This window comes from Vibrio neptunius (assembly GCA_019339365.1).
Classification (GTDB): domain Bacteria; phylum Pseudomonadota; class Gammaproteobacteria; order Enterobacterales; family Vibrionaceae; genus Vibrio; species Vibrio neptunius.
Window position 1 is genome coordinate 3546978 of sequence record CP079859.1, and the last position, 23386, is coordinate 3570363.

The 23386-nt window shown below is 45.4% G+C and carries 15 protein-coding genes and 6 pseudogenes; 10 read left to right on the forward strand and 11 right to left on the reverse strand.

The features are described 5' to 3' along the window. Positions 1-53: 53 nt before the first annotated feature. From KW548_16420 to KW548_16435, 4 genes are all read left to right on the forward strand, one after another. Positions 54-1058 carry an ornithine carbamoyltransferase gene (locus KW548_16420; protein QXX06588.1) on the forward strand — a complete coding sequence of 335 codons (1005 nt, stop codon included), beginning with the start codon at positions 54-56 and terminating at the stop codon, positions 1056-1058. A 246-nt stretch (positions 1059-1304) separates the two neighbouring features. After that, positions 1305-2234, forward strand: coding sequence for an aspartate carbamoyltransferase (gene pyrB / locus KW548_16425; GenBank protein ID QXX06589.1), 930 nt, complete (start codon positions 1305-1307; stop codon positions 2232-2234). A gap of 14 nt (positions 2235-2248) precedes the next feature. Continuing rightward, positions 2249-2710, forward strand: a complete 462-nt coding sequence (gene pyrI, locus KW548_16430) for an aspartate carbamoyltransferase regulatory subunit (GenBank protein QXX06590.1) — start codon at positions 2249-2251, stop codon at positions 2708-2710. Positions 2711-2836: 126 nt separating this feature from the next. Next, positions 2837-3226 carry a RidA family protein gene (locus KW548_16435; GenBank protein ID QXX06591.1) on the forward strand — a complete coding sequence of 130 codons (390 nt, stop codon included), beginning with the start codon at positions 2837-2839 and terminating at the stop codon, positions 3224-3226. Between the two features lie 55 nt (positions 3227-3281). Here the strand turns inward: KW548_16435 and KW548_16440 are convergent, their stop codons facing one another. Both KW548_16440 and mdh read right to left on the reverse strand, forming a co-directional pair. Continuing rightward, positions 3282-3473, reverse strand: a complete 192-nt coding sequence (locus tag KW548_16440; GenBank protein QXX06592.1) for a hypothetical protein — start codon at positions 3471-3473, stop codon at positions 3282-3284. A 100-nt stretch (positions 3474-3573) separates the two neighbouring features. Further along, positions 3574-4506: a malate dehydrogenase gene (gene mdh, locus KW548_16445; protein ID QXX06593.1), complete on the reverse strand. Its 933-nt coding sequence runs from the start codon at positions 4504-4506 to the stop codon at positions 3574-3576. A 331-nt stretch (positions 4507-4837) separates the two neighbouring features. On the opposite strand from mdh, the gene argR reads away from it, so the two are divergent. The 5 genes from argR (at position 4838) to KW548_16470 (ending at position 10526) form a co-directional block, all read left to right on the forward strand. Next, a complete protein-coding gene (gene argR / locus KW548_16450) occupies positions 4838-5308 on the forward strand; it encodes a transcriptional regulator ArgR (protein ID QXX06594.1) in 471 nt (156 codons plus the stop codon). A 334-nt stretch (positions 5309-5642) separates the two neighbouring features. Beyond that, a complete protein-coding gene (locus tag KW548_16455; protein QXX06595.1) occupies positions 5643-6611 on the forward strand; it encodes a TAXI family TRAP transporter solute-binding subunit in 969 nt (322 codons plus the stop codon). A gap of 227 nt (positions 6612-6838) precedes the next feature. Then, positions 6839-9418 (forward strand): TRAP transporter permease, encoded by a 2580-nt coding sequence (locus tag KW548_16460; protein ID QXX06596.1) that lies wholly within the window; start codon positions 6839-6841, stop codon positions 9416-9418. 133 nt (positions 9419-9551) lie between these two features. Further along, entirely contained in the window at positions 9552-9989 is a 438-nt protein-coding gene (locus KW548_16465; GenBank protein QXX06597.1) for a universal stress protein, read from the forward strand. Positions 9990-10133: 144 nt separating this feature from the next. After that, positions 10134-10526 (forward strand): DUF2061 domain-containing protein, encoded by a 393-nt coding sequence (locus KW548_16470; GenBank protein QXX06598.1) that lies wholly within the window; start codon positions 10134-10136, stop codon positions 10524-10526. Positions 10527-10532: 6 nt separating this feature from the next. On the opposite strand, the gene KW548_16475 is transcribed toward KW548_16470, so the two are convergent. Together KW548_16475 and rraB are read right to left on the reverse strand one after the other, a co-directional pair. Then, a complete protein-coding gene (locus tag KW548_16475; GenBank protein ID QXX06599.1) occupies positions 10533-11333 on the reverse strand; it encodes a hypothetical protein in 801 nt (266 codons plus the stop codon). 133 nt (positions 11334-11466) lie between these two features. Then, positions 11467-11881, reverse strand: a pseudogene (gene rraB / locus KW548_16480) (ribonuclease E inhibitor RraB). A gap of 565 nt (positions 11882-12446) precedes the next feature. On the opposite strand from rraB, the gene arcA reads away from it, so the two are divergent. Beyond that, a complete protein-coding gene (gene arcA / locus KW548_16485; GenBank protein QXX06600.1) occupies positions 12447-13667 on the forward strand; it encodes an arginine deiminase in 1221 nt (406 codons plus the stop codon). Between the two features lie 75 nt (positions 13668-13742). Here the strand turns inward: arcA and tldD are convergent. The 7 genes and pseudogenes from tldD to mreC all read right to left on the reverse strand — a co-directional run bounded on the left by tldD (position 13743) and on the right by mreC (position 23328). Continuing rightward, positions 13743-15187: pseudogene (tldD, locus tag KW548_16490) on the reverse strand (metalloprotease TldD). 9 nt (positions 15188-15196) lie between these two features. Then, positions 15197-16015 carry a carbon-nitrogen hydrolase family protein gene (locus KW548_16495; protein QXX06601.1) on the reverse strand — a complete coding sequence of 273 codons (819 nt, stop codon included), beginning with the start codon at positions 16013-16015 and terminating at the stop codon, positions 15197-15199. Positions 16016-16027: 12 nt separating this feature from the next. Further along, positions 16028-19843, reverse strand: a pseudogene (locus KW548_16500) (TIGR02099 family protein). 64 nt (positions 19844-19907) lie between these two features. After that, a pseudogene (gene rng, locus KW548_16505) lies at positions 19908-21376 on the reverse strand (ribonuclease G). A gap of 22 nt (positions 21377-21398) precedes the next feature. Next, positions 21399-21957, reverse strand: a pseudogene (locus tag KW548_16510) (Maf-like protein). 6 nt (positions 21958-21963) lie between these two features. Beyond that, positions 21964-22452 (reverse strand): rod shape-determining protein MreD, encoded by a 489-nt coding sequence (gene mreD / locus KW548_16515; protein QXX06602.1) that lies wholly within the window; start codon positions 22450-22452, stop codon positions 21964-21966. Then, positions 22442-23328: pseudogene (mreC, locus tag KW548_16520) on the reverse strand (rod shape-determining protein MreC). Before mreC ends, mreD begins: the two are co-directional and overlap by 11 nt. Between the last annotated feature and the right edge of the window lie 58 nt (positions 23329-23386).

The window sequence follows — 23386 nt, forward strand, 5'->3', positions numbered from 1 at the left end:
TTAACTATGTTTAACTAGTCCTATTAAAATAATGAGCAATGAAGGACTGAAGCATGGCTTTCAATCTACGTAACCGAAATTTCCTTAAGCTTCTCGATTTCACCCCAAAAGAGATTCAGTTTTTACTCGATCTATCTGCGGATCTTAAGAAGGCAAAATACGCGGGCACAGAACAGAAAAAGCTCGTTGGTAAAAACATCGCCCTGATCTTTGAAAAAGCCTCTACTCGCACCCGATGCGCATTTGAAGTAGCCGCTTTCGATCAAGGCGCACAAGTTTCTTACATCGGCCCATCCGGTTCACAGATCGGTCACAAAGAGTCGATGAAGGACACCGCGCGTGTATTAGGCAGAATGTATGACGGGATTGAATACCGAGGGTTCGGCCAAGAAGTCGTAGAAGAGCTGGGGCAATACGCTGGTGTACCTGTTTGGAACGGTTTGACCAACGAATTTCACCCCACTCAAATATTGGCCGATTTTCTCACCATGATTGAACACGGTCGCGGTAAGCTGCTCCATGAAATCAAGTTTGCTTATTTAGGCGATGCACGCAACAACATGGGTAACTCTCTATTGGTGGGGGCTGCCAAAATGGGCATGGATATTCGTCTTGTCGCCCCTAAAGCTTTCTGGCCAGAAAAGGAACTGGTGGCAAACTGCCAACTGATTGCTCTACAAACAGGGGCAAAAATCACGCTGACTGAAAGCGTTGATCAAGGGGTTAAAGATTGCGACTTCCTGTATACTGACGTGTGGGTTTCGATGGGCGAAGCTCCAGAAGCTTGGGATGAGCGAGTTACTCAAATGAAGCCTTATCAAGTGAATATGGAAACCCTAGATAAAACCGGTAACCCGCAAGTCAAGTTCATGCATTGCTTACCGGCATTTCATAATGATGAAACCACCATAGGTAAGGAAGTAGCCGACAAATACGGAATGAATGGTCTAGAAGTGACTGAAGAAGTGTTCGAGTCTGACCACTCGATTGTGTTTGATGAAGCAGAGAACCGTATGCATACGATTAAAGCTGTGATGGTCGCAACACTCGGTTCATAACACCAACAAAAATTGCACAGTAAAGCTTCGATGTAATCGCTTGCGTTAACAAATCTTCAGCGTATAATGCTCGGCAATTTGTCTGGAGGTAGTGACCAAATGCCACGTAAAACGTGTTCTACAAAACGATTTACATTAGGTAAGCCAAAACGCTTACTGGCTGGTCTTTTTACTATTTCCACCGATTTTTAAAGCCTCCCTATTGGGAGGCTTTTTATTGCCTAAATTGCAGATGGGACGATGATTATGACGAACACGCTTTATAACAAGCACATTATCTCAATTCCTGAGCTTTCTCGTGAAGAGCTGGAACTGATTGTCAAAACCGCAGGTCAACTCAAAGCAGAGCCTAATCCTGAGCTTATCAAGAATAAGGTGATTGCCAGCTGCTTCTTTGAACCCTCTACCCGTACTCGTCTGTCTTTTGAAACCGCTATCCAACGTGTCGGTGGCAGCGTGATTGGTTTTGATAATGGCGGTAACACTTCGCTAGCCAAAAAAGGAGAAACCTTATCTGACTCAGTTCAGGTTATCTCTTCTTATGTCGATGCATTTGTTATGCGTCATCCACAGGAAGGCGCTGCACGATTAGCTTCTGAATTCTCCAGTGGTGTACCGGTCATCAACGCGGGTGACGGAGCGAACCAACACCCCACACAAACTCTGCTCGATCTGTTCTCAATTGCCGAAACACAAGGCCGTCTTGATAACCTCAACGTTGCCTTTGTTGGTGACCTGAAATATGGCCGTACTGTTCACTCTCTGACACAGGCCCTAGCAAAGTTTAACAATGTTCGCTTCTACTTCATCGCTCCAGAGGCACTGGCGATGCCAGATTATATTTGTGAAGAGTTGGATGAAGCTGGCATTGAATACAGCATGCATACGGACATGGAAACTGTCATCCCTGAGCTGGACGTGTTGTATATGACCCGTGTTCAGAAAGAACGCTTTGATGAGTCGGAATACGCGCACATCAAATCTGCCTACATCCTCACTGCAGCCCTGCTAGAAGGTGCGCGCGACAACCTAAAAGTGCTCCACCCACTGCCTCGTGTGGATGAAATCACGGTTGACGTCGATAAAACGCCACACGCCTATTACTTTGAACAGGCTGAAAATGGCGTCTATGCGCGTGAGGCCCTACTTGCCCTTGTTTTAAACCAATCACTGTAATCGGGAGAATCATCATGGCTAAAGAAACTCAATTGCAGGTTGAAGCAATCAAAAACGGCACCGTTATTGACCACATCCCAGCTCAGATTGGTATTAAAGTTCTCAAACTATTTTCAATGGATAAGTCAGAGCAGCGCGTCACTGTTGGCCTCAATTTGCCGTCTTCGGCCCTCGGCCATAAAGACCTGCTTAAGATTGAAAATGTCTTTATCACTGAAGAGCAGGCAAGCAAACTTGCCTTGTACGCACCACATGCCACAGTTAACCAAATCGAAAACTACGAGGTTGTGAAGAAGCTGGCTCTCGATTTACCAGAACAGATCAACAACGTCTTTGAATGCCCAAACAGTAACTGCATTACCCACGATGAACCTGTAGAAACTAGCTTTAAAGTATTCGAGAAGAAAGATAACGTTCGATTAAAATGTAAGTATTGTGAAAAAGTCTTCTCACGAGAAATCGTCACTGAGCGTTAATCATCTATTAATCATAAATTATCTATCCCTGCTCTCTGCTAGCAGGGATTTTTCTTTACGCCGCCGAGCTTTCACGGCACACTGATTTCCCTTAATTACGTTAACCCCAACAGATGGAACATAATAATGACTAAAGTACTTCATACAGAATCCGCTCCTGCTGCTATTGGCCCATATGTACAAGGTGTAGACCTAGGTAACATGGTACTGACCTCAGGTCAGATCCCGGTAAACCCTGCAACAGGTGAAGTATCAGCAGACATCTCTGAGCAAGCTCGTCAGTCTCTGGATAACGTAAAAGCGGTGGTTGAAGCATCTGGCTTGTCTGTTACTGACATCGTTAAAATGACGGTTTTCGTCAAAGACCTCAATGACTTTGGCACAGTTAACGAAGTGTATGGTCAATTCTTCGATGAGCATAATGTGTCAAACTACCCTGCTCGTTCATGTGTAGAAGTGGCTCGTCTACCTAAAGATGTAGGTATCGAAATTGAAGCGATTGCTGTTCGTAAGTAATTTTCGAATACCATAAAAAAGCGAGCTTAATGCTCGCTTTTTTTACGCTAGAAAATCAATAATATTTGTCACAACCTATATGCAGTTGTGGATCATCCATTAATTCGCTGATGTCAGCAGCAAACTGCTGATGAGAATCACGCGCCTCAATAAGAATCGCATGGTTCTTCTTATCAACGGCCAAGACTCTTCCAACGCCCTGTTTACATTCCACCAGCATACCTTTTTCGATTTCAGTAATATCCATATCCATCTCCCCTTGTTGTTTACCTATTTACAACCTGAGAGATAAAAAGGATCAAAAAAGCCGACTCAAAAGTCGACTTTTTATAATATTAATTTATGGCTTACTTAACGAAATCCACACCCGTTTGGATGTCGCCGTTCAGTGTTTCTAACATGCCATCAAGTGCGGATTTTTCGAATGTACTCAGTTCACCATAGCTCAGGATCTCTTCAACGCCATCTTTACCCAGCTTCACTGGTTGTGCGAAGAACGGCGCATGCTCACCATCACCTTCTACGTAAGCGTACTCAACTACGTCTTCACCTTGAAGTGCTTTCACTAAAGCAAGACCGAATCTGCACGCCGCCTGACCCATAGACAGCGTTGCGCTGCCGCCACCCGCTTTTGCCTCTACGACTTCAGTACCCGCATTCTGGATACGCTTAGTCAATGCAGCGACTTCTTCTGCAGTGAACTCAACACCTTCAACCTGAGAAAGCAGAGGAAGAATCGTTACACCAGAGTGACCACCGATAACAGGAACACGCACTTCACCTGGATCTTTATCTTTTAGATCCGCAACGAAAGTTTCAGAACGGATAACATCCAGAGTTGTTACACCAAACAGGCGACGCTTATCGTAAACGCCCGCTTTCTTAAGAACTTCTGCCGCGATTGGCACGGTCGTGTTGACTGGGTTAGTGATGATACCGATCATCGCTTTAGGACAAACGTGAGCGATTTTCTCTGCAAGAGACTTAACGATACCAGCGTTGACGTTAAATAGGTCCGCACGATCCATACCAGGCTTACGTGCAACACCCGCTGAAATAAGAACAACATCCGCACCTTCAAGTGCTGGCGTTGGATCTTCGCCCGCATAACCTTTGATTGATACAGGCGTTGGGATGTGGCTTAGATCAGCAGCAACACCCGGAGTAACCGGAGCGATGTCGTAAAGTGCTAAATCTGAACCTGCAGGAAGGCGGTTTTTAAGTAAAAGGGCTAGGGCTTGACCGATGCCTCCAGCGGCACCAATAACGGCTACTTTCATCGTAGTTCTCCTTGAGATGGATCTCTTTATAAGTCTTGGGGTGATTTGAAATCAACGCTGTCCAAAGCTATAGCAATCACATACTGATTACAATCAATTAACGTCAGCTTTGCGACCTTGCGCAACACAGTAACAACATACTACATACAAGTGTTTATTATCCTCATATTTACCTTTATTGACAAAGGGTTAAGCAATAATAAAGTTGCAATACCTCTCCCCTGTTTACAGTGACATGTTAGACAGATTTAGGGATCGCATTGGCACAATATGCATAGCTATGCGAGAATATTCACTTGATTTTTATAAAAACAACGGCTGAAAGAGAACCATGCGTCATTCAGAAAAACAAGATAACCTCGTCCGTGCATTTAAAGCATTGCTCAAAGAGGAACGATTTGGCTCCCAAGGGGATATTGTCGAGGCTCTGAAAAATGAAGGCTTCGAAAACATTAACCAGTCCAAAGTTTCCCGTATGTTGACCAAGTTTGGTGCTGTTCGTACCCGCAATGCCAAGATGGAAATGGTTTACTGTCTGCCAGCGGAGTTAGGTGTGCCGACAGTATCGAGCTCGCTGCGTGAGTTGGTTCTAGATATTGACCACAACAATGCCCTAGTCGTGATTCATACTGGACCAGGCGCCGCTCAGTTAATTGCTCGTTTACTCGATTCACTGGGTAAATCAGAAGGCATACTCGGTGTCGTCGCTGGAGATGACACCATTTTCATTACTCCGACCCTAAATATAACGACGGAACAATTGTTCAATTCAGTCTGTGAACTATTTGAATATACTGGATAAGTTTCAGATATCACTCCCTGTTGTTGAGTCACTTGAGGTCACTCTCCTTGTGACTCAAATCACATCTTCGACAAATCTCTTCATCCAAATACGTATTATTCTAAACCATTGATTCAACGATGGTTTAACCTGCTAATTTAGGTTAATTTTTCGTTCAATATGCAGCCAAAATCGCTATATTTTTTAACAATTGTGTAATTATGTGCCGATTATTTGGTATTATTCTGCCACTTTTTCAACATACGGATTGAAAAAGATGCCGTTTCCATAATAGGAAACTCCCATAGTGACTACACTTGCTCTGGGTTAATAATGGATAAAGGAAGGGAAATTCATGGCATTGAACAAACTTATCAAAGTTGGTGCTATTGCAGCTGCTGTAGTGGGTGCTGGCGCGGTTAACGCTCAAGAATTCATTACGATTGGTACAGGTTCTGTAACGGGCGTTTACTACCCGACTGGTGGCGCGATTTGTAAACTGGTTAATAAAGGCCGTAAAGATCACAATATTCGTTGTTCTGTGGAGTCGACTGGTGGTTCGATCTACAACGTCAACACTATTCGTGCTGGAGAGCTGGACTTTGGTATCGTTCAGTCTGATTGGCAGTACCACGGATACAACGGGACAAGTAAGTTTGCTGAACAAGGCCCGTACAAAAAGCTACGTGCAGTGTTCTCACTACACACAGAACCATTCAACATCATCGCTCGTGCTGATTCTGGTATAGAAAACGTATCTGACCTGAAAGGCAAGCGCGTAAACATCGGTAACCCAGGTTCTGGTGACCGTGCGACTATGGGTGTGGTAATGGAAGCCATGGGCTGGACTAACGACAGCTTCAAGCTTGCTTCTGAACTAAAAGGTTCTGAGCGTTCACAAGCTCTGTGTGATAACAAAATCGACGCGTTCGTTTATGTTGTTGGCCATCCAAATGGATCAATCAAAGAAGCAACCACTTCATGTGATGCGAAGCTAATTTCTGCAACTGGCCCGCAAATCGACAAGATCGTCGCTGACAATCCATATTACGCATTCAGTACAATCCCAGCGGGTATGTACCGTGGTACAGATAAAGACGTAAACAGCTTCGGTGTTGCCGCGACTATGGTGACAACGACTGATGTTTCAGACGATGTTGCTTACAACGTGGCAAAATCTGTATTCGAAAATTTTGATACCTTTAAGCGTCTGCACCCTGCGTTTGCAAACCTTAAGAAAGAAGACATGGTCAAAGCTGGTCTTTCTATCCCTCTACACCCAGGTGCTGAGAAATACTACAAAGAAGTAGGCCTACTTAAGTAACCTCTCTTTGTTCATCAAGGAGGTCACTACCTCCTTGATGTATCAAGCTCTAAGGTATTGAGCAATATCGTATTATTTGGAGTTTCACATTTTTGAAACTCCTCTTTATTTGTATCTATCACAAACTTACTAATGAGCAATGTTTGATCTTTTCACTAGACTGAAAGATGCAAATCAGGTTCTGACAATCATAAAAAGACAGGCCATTTATAATAAGGATTAAGTACATGTCGAAGACAACATCTCCGTCTCAAGATGTGCAAGAAATGGTAGCTCAAGCCGATACAGGTGCACGTGCCCCTATGGGTATCCCAGGACGCATCTTATGGTTTGTGCCACTGTGTTGGTCACTCTTCCAACTTTGGTACGCATCCCCTCTGCCGTTCATATTTAATTTTGGCGTACTCAACGACACTGAAGCACGTTCGATACATTTGATGTTTGCCGTGTTCCTAGCGTTTACCGCTTACCCCGCTCTGAAAACTTCTCCTCGCGATCATATCCCTGCTCTGGATTGGCTACTGGCATTAGCCGGCAGTTTCTCCGCTGCTTATATCTATATTTTCTACACCGAGCTGGCTGGCCGATCAGGTGCTCCAACAACATTAGATATTGTTGCTGCTGTAACGGGCATGATATTACTGCTAGAAGCAACACGTCGTGCACTAGGTCCACCACTGATGGTCGTTGCAGCCGTGTTCTTACTGTATACCTTTGGTGGTCCGTACATGCCCGATGTGATTGCTCACAAAGGCGCCAGTCTGAACAAAGCAATGTCTCATCTATGGTTAACAACCGAAGGTGTATTTGGCGTTGCTCTGGGTGTGTCCACATCATTCGTATTCTTGTTTGTACTGTTCGGGGCAATGCTGGAACGCGCTGGTGCAGGTGCTTATTTCATTAAAGTCGCTTTCTCTTTGCTGGGACATATGAGAGGTGGACCAGCTAAAGCAGCAGTAGTCGCATCAGGTTTATCTGGTCTGGTTTCAGGCTCTTCAATCGCCAACGTTGTGACCACTGGTACTTTCACAATCCCACTAATGAAACGTGTCGGTTTCCCAGGAACAAAAGCAGGCGCAGTAGAAGTTGCCGCTTCAACCAATGGTCAGTTAACGCCACCAATCATGGGCGCAGCTGCATTCCTTATGGTTGAATACGTAGGAATTTCTTACGTCGAAGTCATCAAGGCGGCAATCCTGCCTGCTCTGATTTCTTACATCGCGCTAATTTACATTGTCCACCTTGAAGCCTGTAAAGCGGGCATGACTGGTCTTCCTCGTCGTCACAATCCGACACTAATCGCGAGCTTACTGTCATTCACTGGCACCATTCTCGGCTTGTGTGTCATCAGTGCCGCGGTCTACTACGGTATCGGTTGGACGAAAGACGTCTTCGGTGATGCCGCTACACCAATCGTCACCATTGCGCTCCTTCTATCTTACGTTGGTTTGGTCAATATCTCGGCTAAATATGCCAAAGAAGGCGCGATTGAGATTGATGCCGAACTGACTGAAGTGCCAGATCCAGGTCCAACGATTAAATCGGGCTTGCACTACCTGCTGCCAATCGTGGTACTGGTATGGTGTTTAACGGTAGAGCGTTTCTCTCCTGGTTTGTCTGCGTTCTGGGCAACGGTATTCATGATCTTTATCCTGATTACTCAACGTCCTCTCATGGCCGTACTTTCTAAGCAAGGAGCGATTGCGGAACAAACCAAAGAAGGCTTTATTGACTTACTTGAGAGTCTAGTTTCTGGTGCTCGTAACATGATCGGTATTGGTGTTGCGACTGCGGCTGCGGGCACAGTTGTTGGTGTGGTAACTCTCACCGGTATTGGTTTGGTGATGACGGACTTCGTCGAGTTTATCTCGGGCGGTAACATTATCCTGATGCTTCTGTTCACCGCTGTGATCAGTCTGATCTTGGGGATGGGCCTACCAACGACAGCAAACTACATCGTAGTTTCTACACTAATGGCTCCTGTTATCGTGACGCTGGGTGCACAAAGCGGCTTAATCATCCCTCTGATCGCCGTTCACTTGTTTGTGTTCTACTTTGGTATTCTGGCCGACGATACACCTCCGGTTGGTTTAGCAGCCTTTGCCGCTGCGGCGATAGCCAAGTCGGATCCAATCAGGACCGGTATTCAGGGCTTTACTTACGATATTCGTACCGCCATCTTACCTTTCATGTTCATCTTCAACACACAACTTCTTTTAATGGGAATTGAGAGTTGGTGGCATTTGTTGCTCACGATCATATCTTCCGTCATTGCAATGCTGATATTCTCTGCAGCAACACAAGGCTGGTGGTTTACTAAGAACAAGTGGTGGGAAACAGTTCTGCTATTGGCTCTGACGTTTACTTTCTTCCGCCCTGGTTTCTGGTGGGATCAAATTTACCCAGCCAAAGTACTTCACCCAGGTACAGAGATCGCGCAGATCACTGAACAGCTACCCGTTGGTCAAGAGATTGAGCTTCTTGTTGCGGGTGAGAACCTTGAAGGCGATTTCATCTCGAAGACCGTCCGACTGCCATTCGAGGACAGCGCAAAGTCCGCTGAAGATCGTATCTCATCTATGGGTCTGATGCTGAATAGCAGCAATGGCCGTATGTTGGTCGATATGGTCGAATTCGGCAGCCCAGCAGAAGCAGCTGGTGTTGATTTCGACTGGGAGATTCGCTCGGTTGTAGTGGATGCAGATCGACCAATGAAAGAGTGGGTCTTCGTTCCTGCACTGCTACTGCTCATCGGTCTAGGTATGAACCAGAGAAGACGAGCTCGTAAGGATGAATTGAGCGCGTAACTTAGTTAGCCTCGCTCCATAGAAGGAAGTGAGGCTACAATTAGCTAATCCACTTAAATTCGGTGGATTTGGTATCAACTAAGGATGCATATCTCAGCCATTTCCATGGTTGAGACTGAATAGAGAGCTATCGATGTATAAGCAAATTCTTGTTCCTGTCGATCTGAACGACAAAGGCTTTTCTGATAAAGCACTTGAGCTGGCTGTCTGGCACGCCAAGCATTCCAATGCTCAAGTTCATCTTCTGAACGTATTACCAGGTATTCACATGTCTATGGTTGCGACCTACTTTCCAAAAGATGCCGCAGCGAAAATGAAAACCGACGTTGAGAATCAGCTGAAACAGTTCGCTGTCCAGCACATTCCTGAAGAAGTCGTCTACAAAGTGCACGTAGCCGAAGGCAAAGCGTACGCGACTATTCTCGACTATGCGGAAAAGCTCGGTGCCGACCTGATTGTGATGCCAAGCCATAAGCGTTCTAAACTGGATAAAGTGGTATTGGGTTCTGTCGCCAGTAAAGTGGTTCAGAACTCACCCATCAATGTCTTGGTGGTAAAACCGCAAGGCTAAGTGGATTGAATAAAGACAAAAGGCGCTCAATTGAGTGCCTTTTTTAATAGTTACTAACGATTGATATTATAGGTTCAATCGAATTTAACTAATGATAATAATTATCAATAATGATCCTATCAACACCAAAGACTGGATCACATCATGAAAAAGACATTAACCTTTGCAGTTATTCACTTCTCAATCGCTTTCACGGTCGCGTATCTATTAACGGGAGATATCTTGATTGGTAGTCTGATTGCCATGATCGAGCCTATGGTGAACACCGTTGCGTTTTATTTTCATGAACGAGTTTGGCAAGCCTCACCCCAGTTGAAAAAACGTGAGAACGCTACAGCGCTGAAAACCACCAGCTTTGCTGTTGTGCACTTTAGTGTGGCGTTTAGTGTTGCTTATCTTTTGACAGGGAGCTGGTTAGTCGGTGGCGTTATGGCCGCGATTGAACCAAGTATTAATACTCTCGCCTATTATTTCCATGAGCGAGTATGGCAGCGCAAACAAAGCCCGCTATTTTCACAGCAAACGGCTCACGTTTGAAAACCACTACACAGGGAAATGGGTCACGCAGAGATCTTTACTCAGTCCGATATTAAATTTCTGCGTTTGGCCATCCAACATCACTTCTAGCTGATATAGATCATTGAGAGCTGGCTGGCTAGCATCGAAATAGATCGGCGCTTCGACTTGAAACAAAGCGCTCGCATGATCATTTCGTACATCAATAGGCAGGTGATAGGTCATTCCATTGAATTTAACTGCAGCAGAAATCAGCCCCGGTGTGTAGGTGCTGTAATGAAGATCGACCAAAAACTCACAACCACCGCCGTGGTGCCAGATCTGCTCAGTCACAACATGCTCTAATCGTACATGGCGGATAAACTGCAGGTAAGGCTCTTTCCAGATACCCACTCGTGAATCAAACCTTTGGTTAGGTTGATCACCTAAAGGACACATATCCAACCTGTCTTCTTCGAACAAAAGTTCTTCTTCCTCTTCGAGAAACAAGATCTCAAAGCGATTTCGACCGAGTTGCATGTAAGGACGAATGTCCTTTTTGTATTCCGCCTGTGAGCCATCACAATCAAACAGCGCTATACCATTGAGTCGCACTTCAGCATGGTAATCTACACCACCAAGCACCAAGTCAACGGCTGGAAACGCCAGCATCGCTTCATCAACTTCAATATCGTGCATCAAGTGCCACTCTTGCTCAGCGATATCTTGTTCGCACAACGTATCAGGTAACCGCTCGCTTAATGCTGCAGGAAAAGTAATGTCATCCTGAGGAACAGAAAGGTCAGTAAGCGGAGAGATCTGCCATAAGCCTGCGAGTGATAGCTGCATGTTTCCCTTATTAAAATTGCGCTAGATCAAGTTCGGGTGATTATAAAGAATCGTCTGAATGAAAGATACTTATCCCTCGCCGAATGACAGCGACAAAAAAACCAGCCTTTGGGCTGGTTTCTTCAATAACTCGTTACTCTTCGTCGTCATCTTCTTCTGGATACAGCGCATCTTCGCCTTCGTAGTAGGTACCCCAACCGTCGTAGATGATGTCATATTTCTCTGCAAGATGAATCAGCTTCTCTACTTGAGCATCAATCGTTTCTGCATCAAGAGCCGATTCCATTGTCGCATCACAGCACAGCAGTTTGTTGCCATCTTCATCTTCTGTTTCTTCTGCTTCTAATACTTCAAAACCCATTTTAAACGCTTCAACAACGGCTTTTTCCAGCGTATCGAAATCTTCAGCAAACAGGTGATGTTCTATTTCATATAACGCATCTGGATCACTACCGTCTTCTCGTAAGGCTTGGATGATCTCGCGAGTCTCTTCCTTTTTGAATCTCAATTAATTCTTCAACTGATAGATATTCGTCTTCATGAGACATAAGTCGGCTCCAGATAGTGACAACATTGATCGATTTTTACCGCAACGGAATATCGCATGGATCCAGCGAAATTACTACCCGCAATCCATTCGGATCGTCATCTTTATTGAGGGAATGATGAACGATCTCAAAGGATCCAGCTCACAACATCGAAAACTTAACATTTTTTTATCATCAGTGTGATTCAGAATTATCTGTGGTCATCGATCACAGTTTGTTACCCGTCGTTGTGAGTTTTTATTTTTCAGCGCTGCATATCTTAGGAAAAATGACAACTGCATAGAAATATACCTTTCTGCCACCAGTTGGCAAAGTTATGAATAGCTATGCTGAATTCAATTCTAATTTGTCAAAATCCCTCTTATAGCGTGGCGAATAGAGTCGCAAAGTCAGCGCACATAATTTGCAGTTGAAATTTCAGTTATAAAACTCAATAAAAACCAAATATATAGAATTAAAAACCACAAATAAAACAAAAACCAGTTTTTGAACCCAACATTATCGCTTGCATCTTGATAACAACCTTGTCATAAATACGCATTGGATATTATTGTAAGGACGCAAAATGAGTAAGTTGTACGTAGGCTCAGAAGTAGGCCAGTTAAGACGTGTATTGTTAGCCCGACCAGAGCGAGCGTTAACCCACCTTACCCCTTCAAACTGCCATGAGCTACTGTTTGACGATGTTCTTGCTGTCGAAGCGGCAGGAGAAGAGCATGATCAGTTTGCACAAACTTTGACGAATCAGGGTGTCGAGGTATTGCTACTTCACGATCTCCTAGTAGAGACTTTGGCCGTCAAAGAAGCCAAAGAGTGGTTACTAGATACTCAGATTTCTGATTTCCGCTACGGTCCGACGTTTGCCCGTGACCTGCGCCATTACTTATCGGATATGGATAATGAACACTTAGCAACCATCTTGCTCGGTGGCTTAGCTTACTCGGAGTTACCGATACAGTCTGCATCAATGTTACCTAAGATGCATCGTCCACTGGACTTTGTTATCGAGCCATTACCAAATCACCTCTTCACTCGTGATACATCATGTTGGGTTTACGGTGGCGTGTCTCTTAACCCAATGATGAAAGCAGCTCGTCAGCGCGAAACAAACCATCTACGAGCAATTTATCGCTGGCACCCTGTATTCGCAGGACAAGACTTCATCAAATACTTTGGTGATGAAGATCTGCATTATGACAACGCCAATATTGAAGGCGGTGATGTACTGGTTATCGGTAAAGGAGCTGTGTTGGTCGGTATGTCTGAACGAACAACAGCTCAAGGTGTTGAAAATTTAGCAGCAAATCTATTTAAGAATGGTCAAGCGAAAGAAGTGATTGCCATTGATTTGCCCAAACACCGCTCTTGTATGCATTTAGATACAGTAATGACCCACATGGATATTGACACTTTCTCAGTTTATCCCGAGATCATGCGCAAGGACCTTGATACTTGGCGCCTAACATCGAAAGGGGAAAATGAGATGAAGGTAGAACAAGTGTCAAGTTACACTCATGCTATTGAGCAAGCATTAGGCGTCGATAATCTTAAGATAATCACTACTGGCGGCGACAACTATGAAGCTGAACGTGAACAATGGAACGACGCGAACAACGTCCTAACTGTAAAACCAGGGGTGGTGATTGGTTACGAACGTAACGTTTACACTAACGAGAAGTACGACAAAGCAGGTATCGAAGTTCTGACTATTCCGGGTAATGAACTAGGCCGCGGACGCGGTGGTGCTCGTTGTATGAGCTGCCCAATTGAGCGTGACGATATTTAGAGAGAAACAGAACAAAAAGGGTTGATGTGGAAACATCAACCCTTTTTCATTGTTATTGGGTATGTCGAGTCGAGTCTAGTCAGTACCACCAACGGTAAGCGAATCAAGCTTCAAGGTGGGCTGCCCAACACCGACAGGAACGCTCTGACCTGCTTTGCCACACACACCGACACCTCGGTCAATACTGAGGTCATTACCAACCATAGAAACTTGCTGCATTGCTTCAATCCCTGAGCCAATCAAGGTTGCTCCTTTAACAGGGCGAGTAATTTTGCCATTTTCAATCAAATAAGCCTCTGAAGCAGAAAAAACGAATTTACCCGACGTGATGTCGACCTGACCACCACCAAAGTTTGGTGCATAAAGACCTTTCTTTACCGTAGAGATAATTTCTTCTGGCGAATGTTGCCCTGGTAGCATATAGGTGTTGGTCATTCGCGGCATAGGAAGGTGTGCGTAAGACTCACGGCGGCCGTTCCCTGTAGGCGCAACCCCCATAAGATGTGCATTGTGCTTATCCTGCATGTAACCTTTCAGGACACCGTTTTCAATCAAGGTGTTGTATTGACCAACTACCCCTTCGTCATCGATGTTAAGAGAGCCGCGTAGGTCTTTCAAAGTACCGTCATCAACAATAGTACAAAGCTCAGAGGTGACTTTCTCACCAACCTTGCCGCTAAATACCGAAGATTCCTTACGGTTAAAATCCCCTTCCAGGCCGTGGCCTACGGCCTCATGAAGCAGAACACCAGGCCAGCCTGAACCTAATACAACCGGCATCGCGCCCGCCGGTGCAGCTTCAGCTTCAAGGTTAACTAGCGCCATACGAATCGCTTCATCAGCGTAGTGATAGGCTACTTTTATACCCTGCTCTTCCGTCAAAAAGAAGTCATAACCAAATCGTCCACCACCACCCGCACTGCCTCGCTCACGGCGTTCACCACGCTGAGCCAGTACACTGATAGACAAACGCACTAAAGGGCGAATATCTCCAGCATAGGTACCATCTGTTGCAGCAACCAGCATTTGCTCATGTACACCACTCAGGCTTACAGACACCTCTGTAATCAAAGGCTCCTTGGTACGGATGTAGGCATCCAGCTCTTTTAGCAATTGCGTTTTTGCTCTTTTTGCCAGCTTTCAAGTGGATTCTCAGCAGCGTAAACTTGTTGATTATCACTACGCTTGAACGCCTGAATTTGAATATTTTGACCTTGTTGTGCAATACCACGAGCGGCCATGGCACTTTGTTTCAAACCTTCAAGGTGGATTTGATCTGAGTAAGCAAAACCGGTTTTCTCACCCGCGACCGCTCGTACACCGACACCACAGTCAATGTTAAACGAACCATCTTTGATAATACTGTCTTCCAGAACCAGTGATTCATGCCAGCTCGACTGAAAATAGATATCAGCATAGTCAATCTGACGGCTAGCAATGCTGGCTAAAGTCTTTGCAATGTCCTTCTCGGTTAGACCTGCCGAGTTTAGCAATGCGTCTTCTACTTGGTTTATTGTCATACTTTGCTCTTAAACATGTAATTGGTTTTGGAACCGAGTGTGGTTGAGAGTAGGCATCGCCTTACGGATTTCAGATACTCGTTTTAAGTCAATATCGACCAACAGATTCTGCGGTTCACTATTGAGTTTGGCGACCACTTCTCCCCATGGAGAGATTACCATAGAGTGTCCCCAAGTTTCTCGACCACAAGGATGAACTCCAGTTTGATTGGCCGCGATAACCCAACTTTGCGTTTCTATTGCTCTTGCCCTTAGTAACGGTTCCCAATGCGCTTTGCCTGTAACAGCCGTAAATGCGGCGGGGACCAGCATCACATTTGCACCCCGCTTCGCCAGTTCACTATACAGCTGTGGAAAACGAACATCATAGCAGATTGTTAAGCCCAAATGAGCGATAGGCGTATCGACTGACACAATTTGCACACCTGGCTTGAACGTTTCGGATTCTCGATAACGCTGATGAGAGTCGGCAACATCGACATCAAACATATGCAACTTATCATAGTGTGCAATGAGCTCTCCTTGAGGACTGAAGACCAATGAGGTCGTGGTCACATCATTCTCACAACGAATTGGCATGCTTCCTATGACTAGAAATACCCCATGTCGTTTCGCTACCATAGCCAGATCCGTTTGAATCATTCCCTGATTTAATGGCTCCGCTATTGTGTGGTAATCGGTACGATGACCAAATACTAAGCTATTTTCCGGCGTGAGCACCAACTGAGCGCCAGCGGCGGCTAACTTGGCCACTTGCTGTTGAATGTAAGCCAGGTTTTCCTGTTCATCTGGCCCCGATGTCATTTGAATCAGTCCCACTCTTTCCATGAGCGCTCCTCATTATTCAATTTTTTCGCGTAACGTTTCTGGCAGCTTAAACTCGCCTTTACTCCGTGATAGCTCTTTAACGACAGGCGCATCCAATGGCCCTTTCACTTCATAATTGACTTGAGTAAAGACCTCTACAACTGGTGAAATAACCGTGGTAATAGCAAGCACATATAGTGCTGTTTGCGGTGTCACTGCAAACGCCGTCAGTACAGGGATACCCGACGTAATATCAGGAACAAAGTTCACCTCTGCGTCTACAGTACGTGAGTTAAGGTTAGCCAACCCTTTGATTGTCATCTCACCCGCCACCGCATCCATCTTTATATCATTGGTAAGGAAGATACCATTTTTAATCTCACCGCTACCTTTAATCGAATTGAAGGCCATCCCGTTATCAAAGACGTCGCTAAAGTCGAGCTGCATTTTTCGGATGATAGAATCTAAGCTAAACAGACCAAGTAGGCGTGCTGCCCCACTGACATCTGAGATTTGACCTTTACCTAGCTTAGTCGAAACATGCCCTTGCAATGTGTTTACCTTCATCGACCAAGGGGAGCCATCCCACTCGACTTTAGAGTCTATCTCAAACGGTGCCTGTTGAATGCCTGAAGTAATTCCAAAGCGTTCCATTACATCACTATTGTTGTCACCAGACATCTCGATATTGAACTTAGTATGACTCATGTCCTCCGTAAGCAGCCACGAACCATTCATATCCACCTTGTTCGCACCACTTTGGAAGAGAGCTTTTTCCACTCGATTCGGTCGCCTTGACGTTGGAGGTCTAGGTGCGTTTGCCCGACTTTATAACCTTGCAACCAAAAATCATCGATTGTCAGTGTTATGTTGGGAACTTGCTCATGGAAAGCGCGTTCAAAATGACTGATTAGCTCTTTCTGATCTTTCCCCGCTTCAAACAAGGTCTTGTCTTTGTATTCGGCATCTAAAGCGGGAATGTACACATGTAGCCTGTCGAGCGCTACGGAGAGATCATAAGGTTCAATGTAGCTCGCCTCACCCGCGGCCTCCTGACTCTCAAGACTCATATGCCAGCCAAGGTTTTTACGTTTGGCAATAAAGTCGACATCATTCCATTCAATGCCCGCTAAGGTCAGCTCCCCCACATCCAATTCCACTCGATTGGGTGTTGGTATCTCCGGCGTGTTCACCTCATTAAGAGCCGCCTCACTCGCTCTTGATGTAGAACGAGAAAGCAGATCCGCCCACTGTTCAAGATCAAACTTGTCTGTGCGTATTTGAACCTGATGACCGGCTATTGGGCTAATTTTAAAACTGCCTTTACCTAAAATCAGATTTGTCGCTTTTAAAACAGGTGTGTCAGGCCGAATATCAATTTCTGCTTGATACTTCAAACTAGGCAACTGTAAGCGAGCGGTAATGCTTTCCTGATTGCCAGATGCCTGCATACTGGCTTTCCCCAGTTGATATAAGTCTTTATTCAGTGGATAAGGGTACTGACTGCTCACCATCTTAAGGTCCGCACTGGTATCAAGTTGGTAAGTAAATCCAACATCATTCAGCTGAATATCGACTCCCATACTCCACGGGGCATGCCCCTTTAAAGGCCCAATCCAGCGCTCACCGACATAAGGTGTTAGCGGTTTCAAATCCCAGTCACCGACAACATCAATATTGACGTTGTAACCTTGACCGGCATTCTCACCAGCAAAATCAATGGCAACAGGCTGCTTTAATAATTGCGCTGACAAACCGGCTGCGCTGACGACATCATTATCAAACTCGACTCGGCCAGACACGTTCTCCAGTTTCAGTGGTGGGGTTTCGATGGTGACCTGATTTTCATCCAGTTCAGCGTACCCCCAAGCACGAGCTTCCTCATCAGAACTAAACGGTATATTCAGTTGGAAACTGGATGCTACTTTGCCATCAACCTGTACCGCTGTTAACGCAGCGCCCACAGAATCAACCAATGGTGAGGCCGTCATGTAGTCACGCACAGCATTACCCTGCGCGACCGCACTCGCTTCAATTTCAATATGTCCGCCCGGTGCTAACTCAGGTATACGGCCTGTAATTCGAGTCGCACTCACGTCCATTAACCTTGCATTACGTGAGTTAAGGTACATTGCATCATTTTGGAACAGTAAATCTAACTCCAAATCCGTGATGGCAGGCCAAGCGGTATCAAAACTGAACTTCGCTTGTTTCAGGCCTACCCAAGCCTGGAACATGCCATCATTCTTATGGTATGGAAAATCACCTAGTTCACCATACCAGAGCAATTTAGCGGTATTGACTTTCCCGGCTTGAATAGCCGTAGAAAGATAATCGGTTAGGTCTCGTCCGAGCGCTAAAGCGGGCAAATAGCGCCACGTTTCACCTGCATTATACAAATCGGCTTCCGCATAGAAGGACAAAAAGGGCTTTTATCATTCGGAAAATCGAGCTTGAACGAGCCGAGCACCTGAAGATCAGGTGTTGCGGCCGTTACTTTATCTGCCCACAAGCTCCACCCATCTTTGTGATTCTGCCACACCATATCGACTTGCCCCTGCTTAATGTTCAATGGTGCCTGAAACACTTCGCCATAAGGTAATAGGTCATCAATTAAGGTCACACTTGCTTTAGCCTGATGTATATCACCTGATATTGTCGCGGCAAGATGGCGGACACCGGGTAATAATTCCCATTGTTTCATTGAACCATCAGTCAGCTGCGCAGAATAGTTGAGCGAGTTCAGTTCTTCACCATGCATTGAAATTCGTATATCTTCCACGACACCGCCTAGGTCTAAAGTTTCTAGGAGCTGGGTGGTTTGCTTCGACTCTGGTGCCAACTTAACCAATGGGGAAATGACTTTAAGGTCAAGCTGAGAGATATTCAGTAGCCAGTCTTCAGGTTGCCACTGATAAGCAATATCCAACTCAGGCCATGGCTGGCCATCCGTTTGCAGAGCAAGTGAGTGAGCATTTACTTGCCAACCTTCGCCTTTAGGCTCAAGCTGTAATATACCCGACTCAATCAGCAGTTCATGCTTACGCCCCTCTTTCCATGTCAGCTCAGAAGGTTCTAATTCGACATAGGCATTGGTTGGTTTGTTGTGTTGCAGAGTAACCCAGCTATTTAAACTCACCTGACCTTTTCAATACCCGTTTCAGATTTAAGGTATTTTGTCAGCCAAGGTGTGACCAAAACGTTGTCGACTGCTAGATAGAACTCACCGCTGACTTCAGCCAGAGAACCATGGTCAATAAAGTTGGCTTTAACCTGAGCAGAATTAAGGTTACTGTGAGCAATGCTGACCTCACCGTCTGCTATATGGCGTCGACCTTTGTTTTGCCAGAACAATTTCGCTATGTCGAGTTCACGTTTTGAGCCATCAACTCCCTGCAGCAAAATTTCAGAATCCACTAACGAAAAGCTATCTAATTGACGTAAAAGTAGCTGATCCAACTGCTGTACAACACTCTTCTGCTCACCTTGCGGCTGCATCGCCGTTTTTTGCCCAGATTGCACCCATTCTATGGAGCTGATGTCCAGCTTCAGGTTATGAATGCTCAAATCGGCAATCACTGGACGCCGATCAATCAGTGATTGAATGAGGTCAAATTCAACTTCGACTGTTTGTGCCGAAAAATGAATACCACTGCTTTCAGGCGTATTCGCACGCACATTCTGCAGTGATATCGAAGGGTGGGTATTACGCCAGAACCCACTGATCTGACCGATTTCGAAATCAAGTTCTGATCCTTTATTGACCCAGCTCTGGATAGCACTTTGGAAATGATTGAGCTGGGGCAAAGTAATACGCAATGAGGTGATGACAATAGCTAAGGTGACCATCACAGTCACCAAGAGCCATATGAATACTTGGGTGAAACGTCTAACAGTGGTGTTCACGAAAATCCTACATCATGACAACGTCAAATTGCTCTTGAATATAAAGAGGCTCTGCCTGAACCTTGACCTGTTTGCCAATAAAGACTTCCAGCTCTGCCAGTGCGTGCGATTCATCGCCTTGTAGTGCATCCGCAACGAAAGGAGAAGCATAAACCACAAACTTGTCTGCTTCATACGCCCGATTCACTCGGGTGATTTCACGAAGTATCTCATAACAAACCGATTCAACCGTTTTTACACTTCCCCGCCCCTCACAGGTTGGACAAGTAGAACATAGAATGTGTTCAATACTTTCTCGTGTGCGTTTCCGCGTCATTTCGACCAACCCTAGCTGTGTAAAACCATTAATGTTGGTTTTCACTCGATCCTTATCGAGAGCGGCCTCCAAAGAAGTGAGTACACGCTTACGGTGTTCCTCTGACAGCATGTCGATGAAATCGATAATAATAATACCACCAAGGTTACGCAGTCTGAGCTGACGAGCAATCGCCTGCGTCGCCTCAACATTGGTATTAAAAATCGTTTCTTCGAGATTACGGCGCCCCACAAAAGCACCGGTGTTAATGTCAACCGTCGTCATTGCTTCTGTTTGATCAATAATCAGATAACCACCAGATTTGAGCTCAACTTTACGCTCCAGAGAACGCTGAATCTCATTCTCGGTATCGTACATGTCGAAAATAGGTTTATCGCCATTATACAGTTCGAGCTTTTCCGTCAATTCAGGAACATATTCAGATGTAAACTCTTTGAGATTTTCAAACTCCAAACGAGAATCAACCAGTATCTTAGTCAATTCTGTACCGACAAAATCTCGGAGGATACGTTGAGATAATCCAAGCTCACCATAGAGCGTAGAGCGGGTTTTGTACTTGGTACGACGTTCATTCACCTTAGACCAGAGGCGCTTAAGAAATGCAGCATCCTGAGATAGCTCAGAGTCATGAGCGCCTTCTGCAGCTGTGCGAATGATAAAGCCGCCATCTTCATCGCAGTAATGACCGACCACTTTTTGAGGCGGTTGCGCTCATCTTCACTCTCAATACGCTGTGATACGCCTACGTGGCTAGCACCGGGCATAAATACCAAATAACGAGAAGGTAGAGTAATGTCCGTTGTCAAACGAGCACCTTTAGTACCCAATGGATCTTTCACCACCTGAACAACAATGTCTTGCCCTTGCCGAACTAACTCGGAAATATCTCTGACCTGAAACTGCTGTTTCTCATTTTCAGCCACACATTCAGTATGAGGAACGATATCAGAAGCATGAAGGAAGGCGGCTTTATCGAGACCAATATCAACAAAAGCGGCTTGCATCCCCGGTAAGACACGACTCACCTTACCTTTGTATATATTACCGACTATTCCGCGCTTTGCTTCACGTTCAACATGGATCTCTTGTAGGGTTCCCCCTTCAATCATGGCCACGCGAGTTTCACTCGGGGTCACGTTGATTAGCAACTCTGCACTCATCGGCGCACCTCAATATTTTAAATTATAAGAATTTGTGCAAGAGCTGGTCTGTTTCGAATAATGGCAGCCCCCACCACAGCGTGATAACTGCCTTCAATACGCGTAACGAAACGTCCGCCAATCCCTTGGATCCCATAGCTACCAGCCTTATCGCATGGTTCACCAGTATGCCAGTATTGCTCTATTTCATTTTCGGACAAAGGTTTAAACCAAACGTCTGTAGTCACCACTACAGTCTCTTGTTGTTCTATGGTTGCAACGGTCACTGCCGTCATTACCTGATGAGCACGACCTGAAAGTCGCATCAACATCTGTTTAGCCTGTTCCAAACTCTCTGGTTTTTCCAGAACCGTACCATCGCAGACCACGATCGTGTCTGAACCAAGCACGACGGAATCACTCTCAGCCTCTACGCCAGCCATCGCTTTATCTAAAGAAAGGCGTGATACATACTGAACGGGCGTCTCTTGATCGGCCTGCGTTTCTTCAACATCGGTGCGAATGACAGTAAATGAATAGCCCAGTTGTGACAGCAATTCTTTCCGTCTCGGAGAGCCTGATGCTAACACCAGTTTTTTCATCATTAATTACCTTATATGCCAGTGTCGTCTTACTCTACGCATCAATAGGAATAGCCATGGCCAGAGAATACAGTTGATTAATCCGCTCCAAAGTGACAGCAGATTAAACGTTATGTCCTGTATCAAATACTCACCCGAAAAGATCAAGACGTCGAGAATCATGGAAAGCACTCCAATCAGCATCGCTTGCTGCCAAAGTGCCATATTGCGTAGGACGAGGAAATTAAGTGCGACGAGGTACACCACAATTGACATCATCATACCGCGGATACCTAATGTTGAACCTAGCAGTAAGTCCCACAACAGACCGAGCACCAAAGCTGTGCCAACGTTAACTCGATGAGGTAATGCAAGTACCCAGTAACAAATCACCAGAAACAACCAAGACGGTCGCAATACATCCAATACACCAGGCCATGGAATCGTCTGCAGTGTTAAGGCAATTAAAAACGAGACGACAATGACCATCTTGCCTTTGAATACACTATTTGCCATTACCTGTTACCTCTTGCATATTGTCCGGTAATGCCTGTTGGATTTTGTTCTGACGTGAGTCATTTGGCCAGATCAACAATAGATAGCGTAGACGTTCAAAGTCTACTACGGGTTCCGCTTCAATAGCGGCAAACTCTCGTGCCGTATCACGCAGCACATCGACGACATGAGCCACAGGATATCCCTCTGGATACACGCCCCTAACCCAGAAGTCACCAATAAATCACCTTCCTGAATATCTAGGCTAATCGGGATGTGATCTAAGTTAATTCGGTCAATTTTGCTATTACCTGACGCAATAACTCGAATATCGTTACGTATCACCTGAACTGGAATTGCGCTCTGGCTATCAGTCAGTAACAACACTCTGCTATTGTGCGCTGATACAAATGTCACCTGACCAACAATGCCTTTTTCGTTAGCTACGGGTTGACCGACATAAACACCATCTATCTGGCCTTTGTCGATGACAACCTGTTGGCGATAGGGGGACGTATCCACTGCCATAACCTCAGTAACGACCTTACGCTCATCCCGCACAAACGAAGAGCCCAGTAACTTTCGAAGACGCTGGTTTTCTTCACGGTACTGATCCAAAAGCAGCATGTCGTTTTTAAGACGCAAAATTTCGCGTTTAAGCTGGTGATTACTCTCCATAAAGTCTTTGCGAATGTTGAACCGTTCATAAGCCCCGTCAAACATAGTACGAGGAACATCAGCGAGATACTGAATAGGGGCAACTACGCTGTTGAGCAAGTAGCGTACCTGTGCAAATGCGCCTAAACGACTATCAGCCAGCATAAGGCTGGCTGATATAATGACTGCGAAAAACAGGCGTAGCTGAAGTGAAGGTCCTCGGCCAAAAATAGGCTTCATTGAATATGAGTTCCTTAATCGAATCGAAGCAGCCTAGCGATATACTAGGCAAACCCGA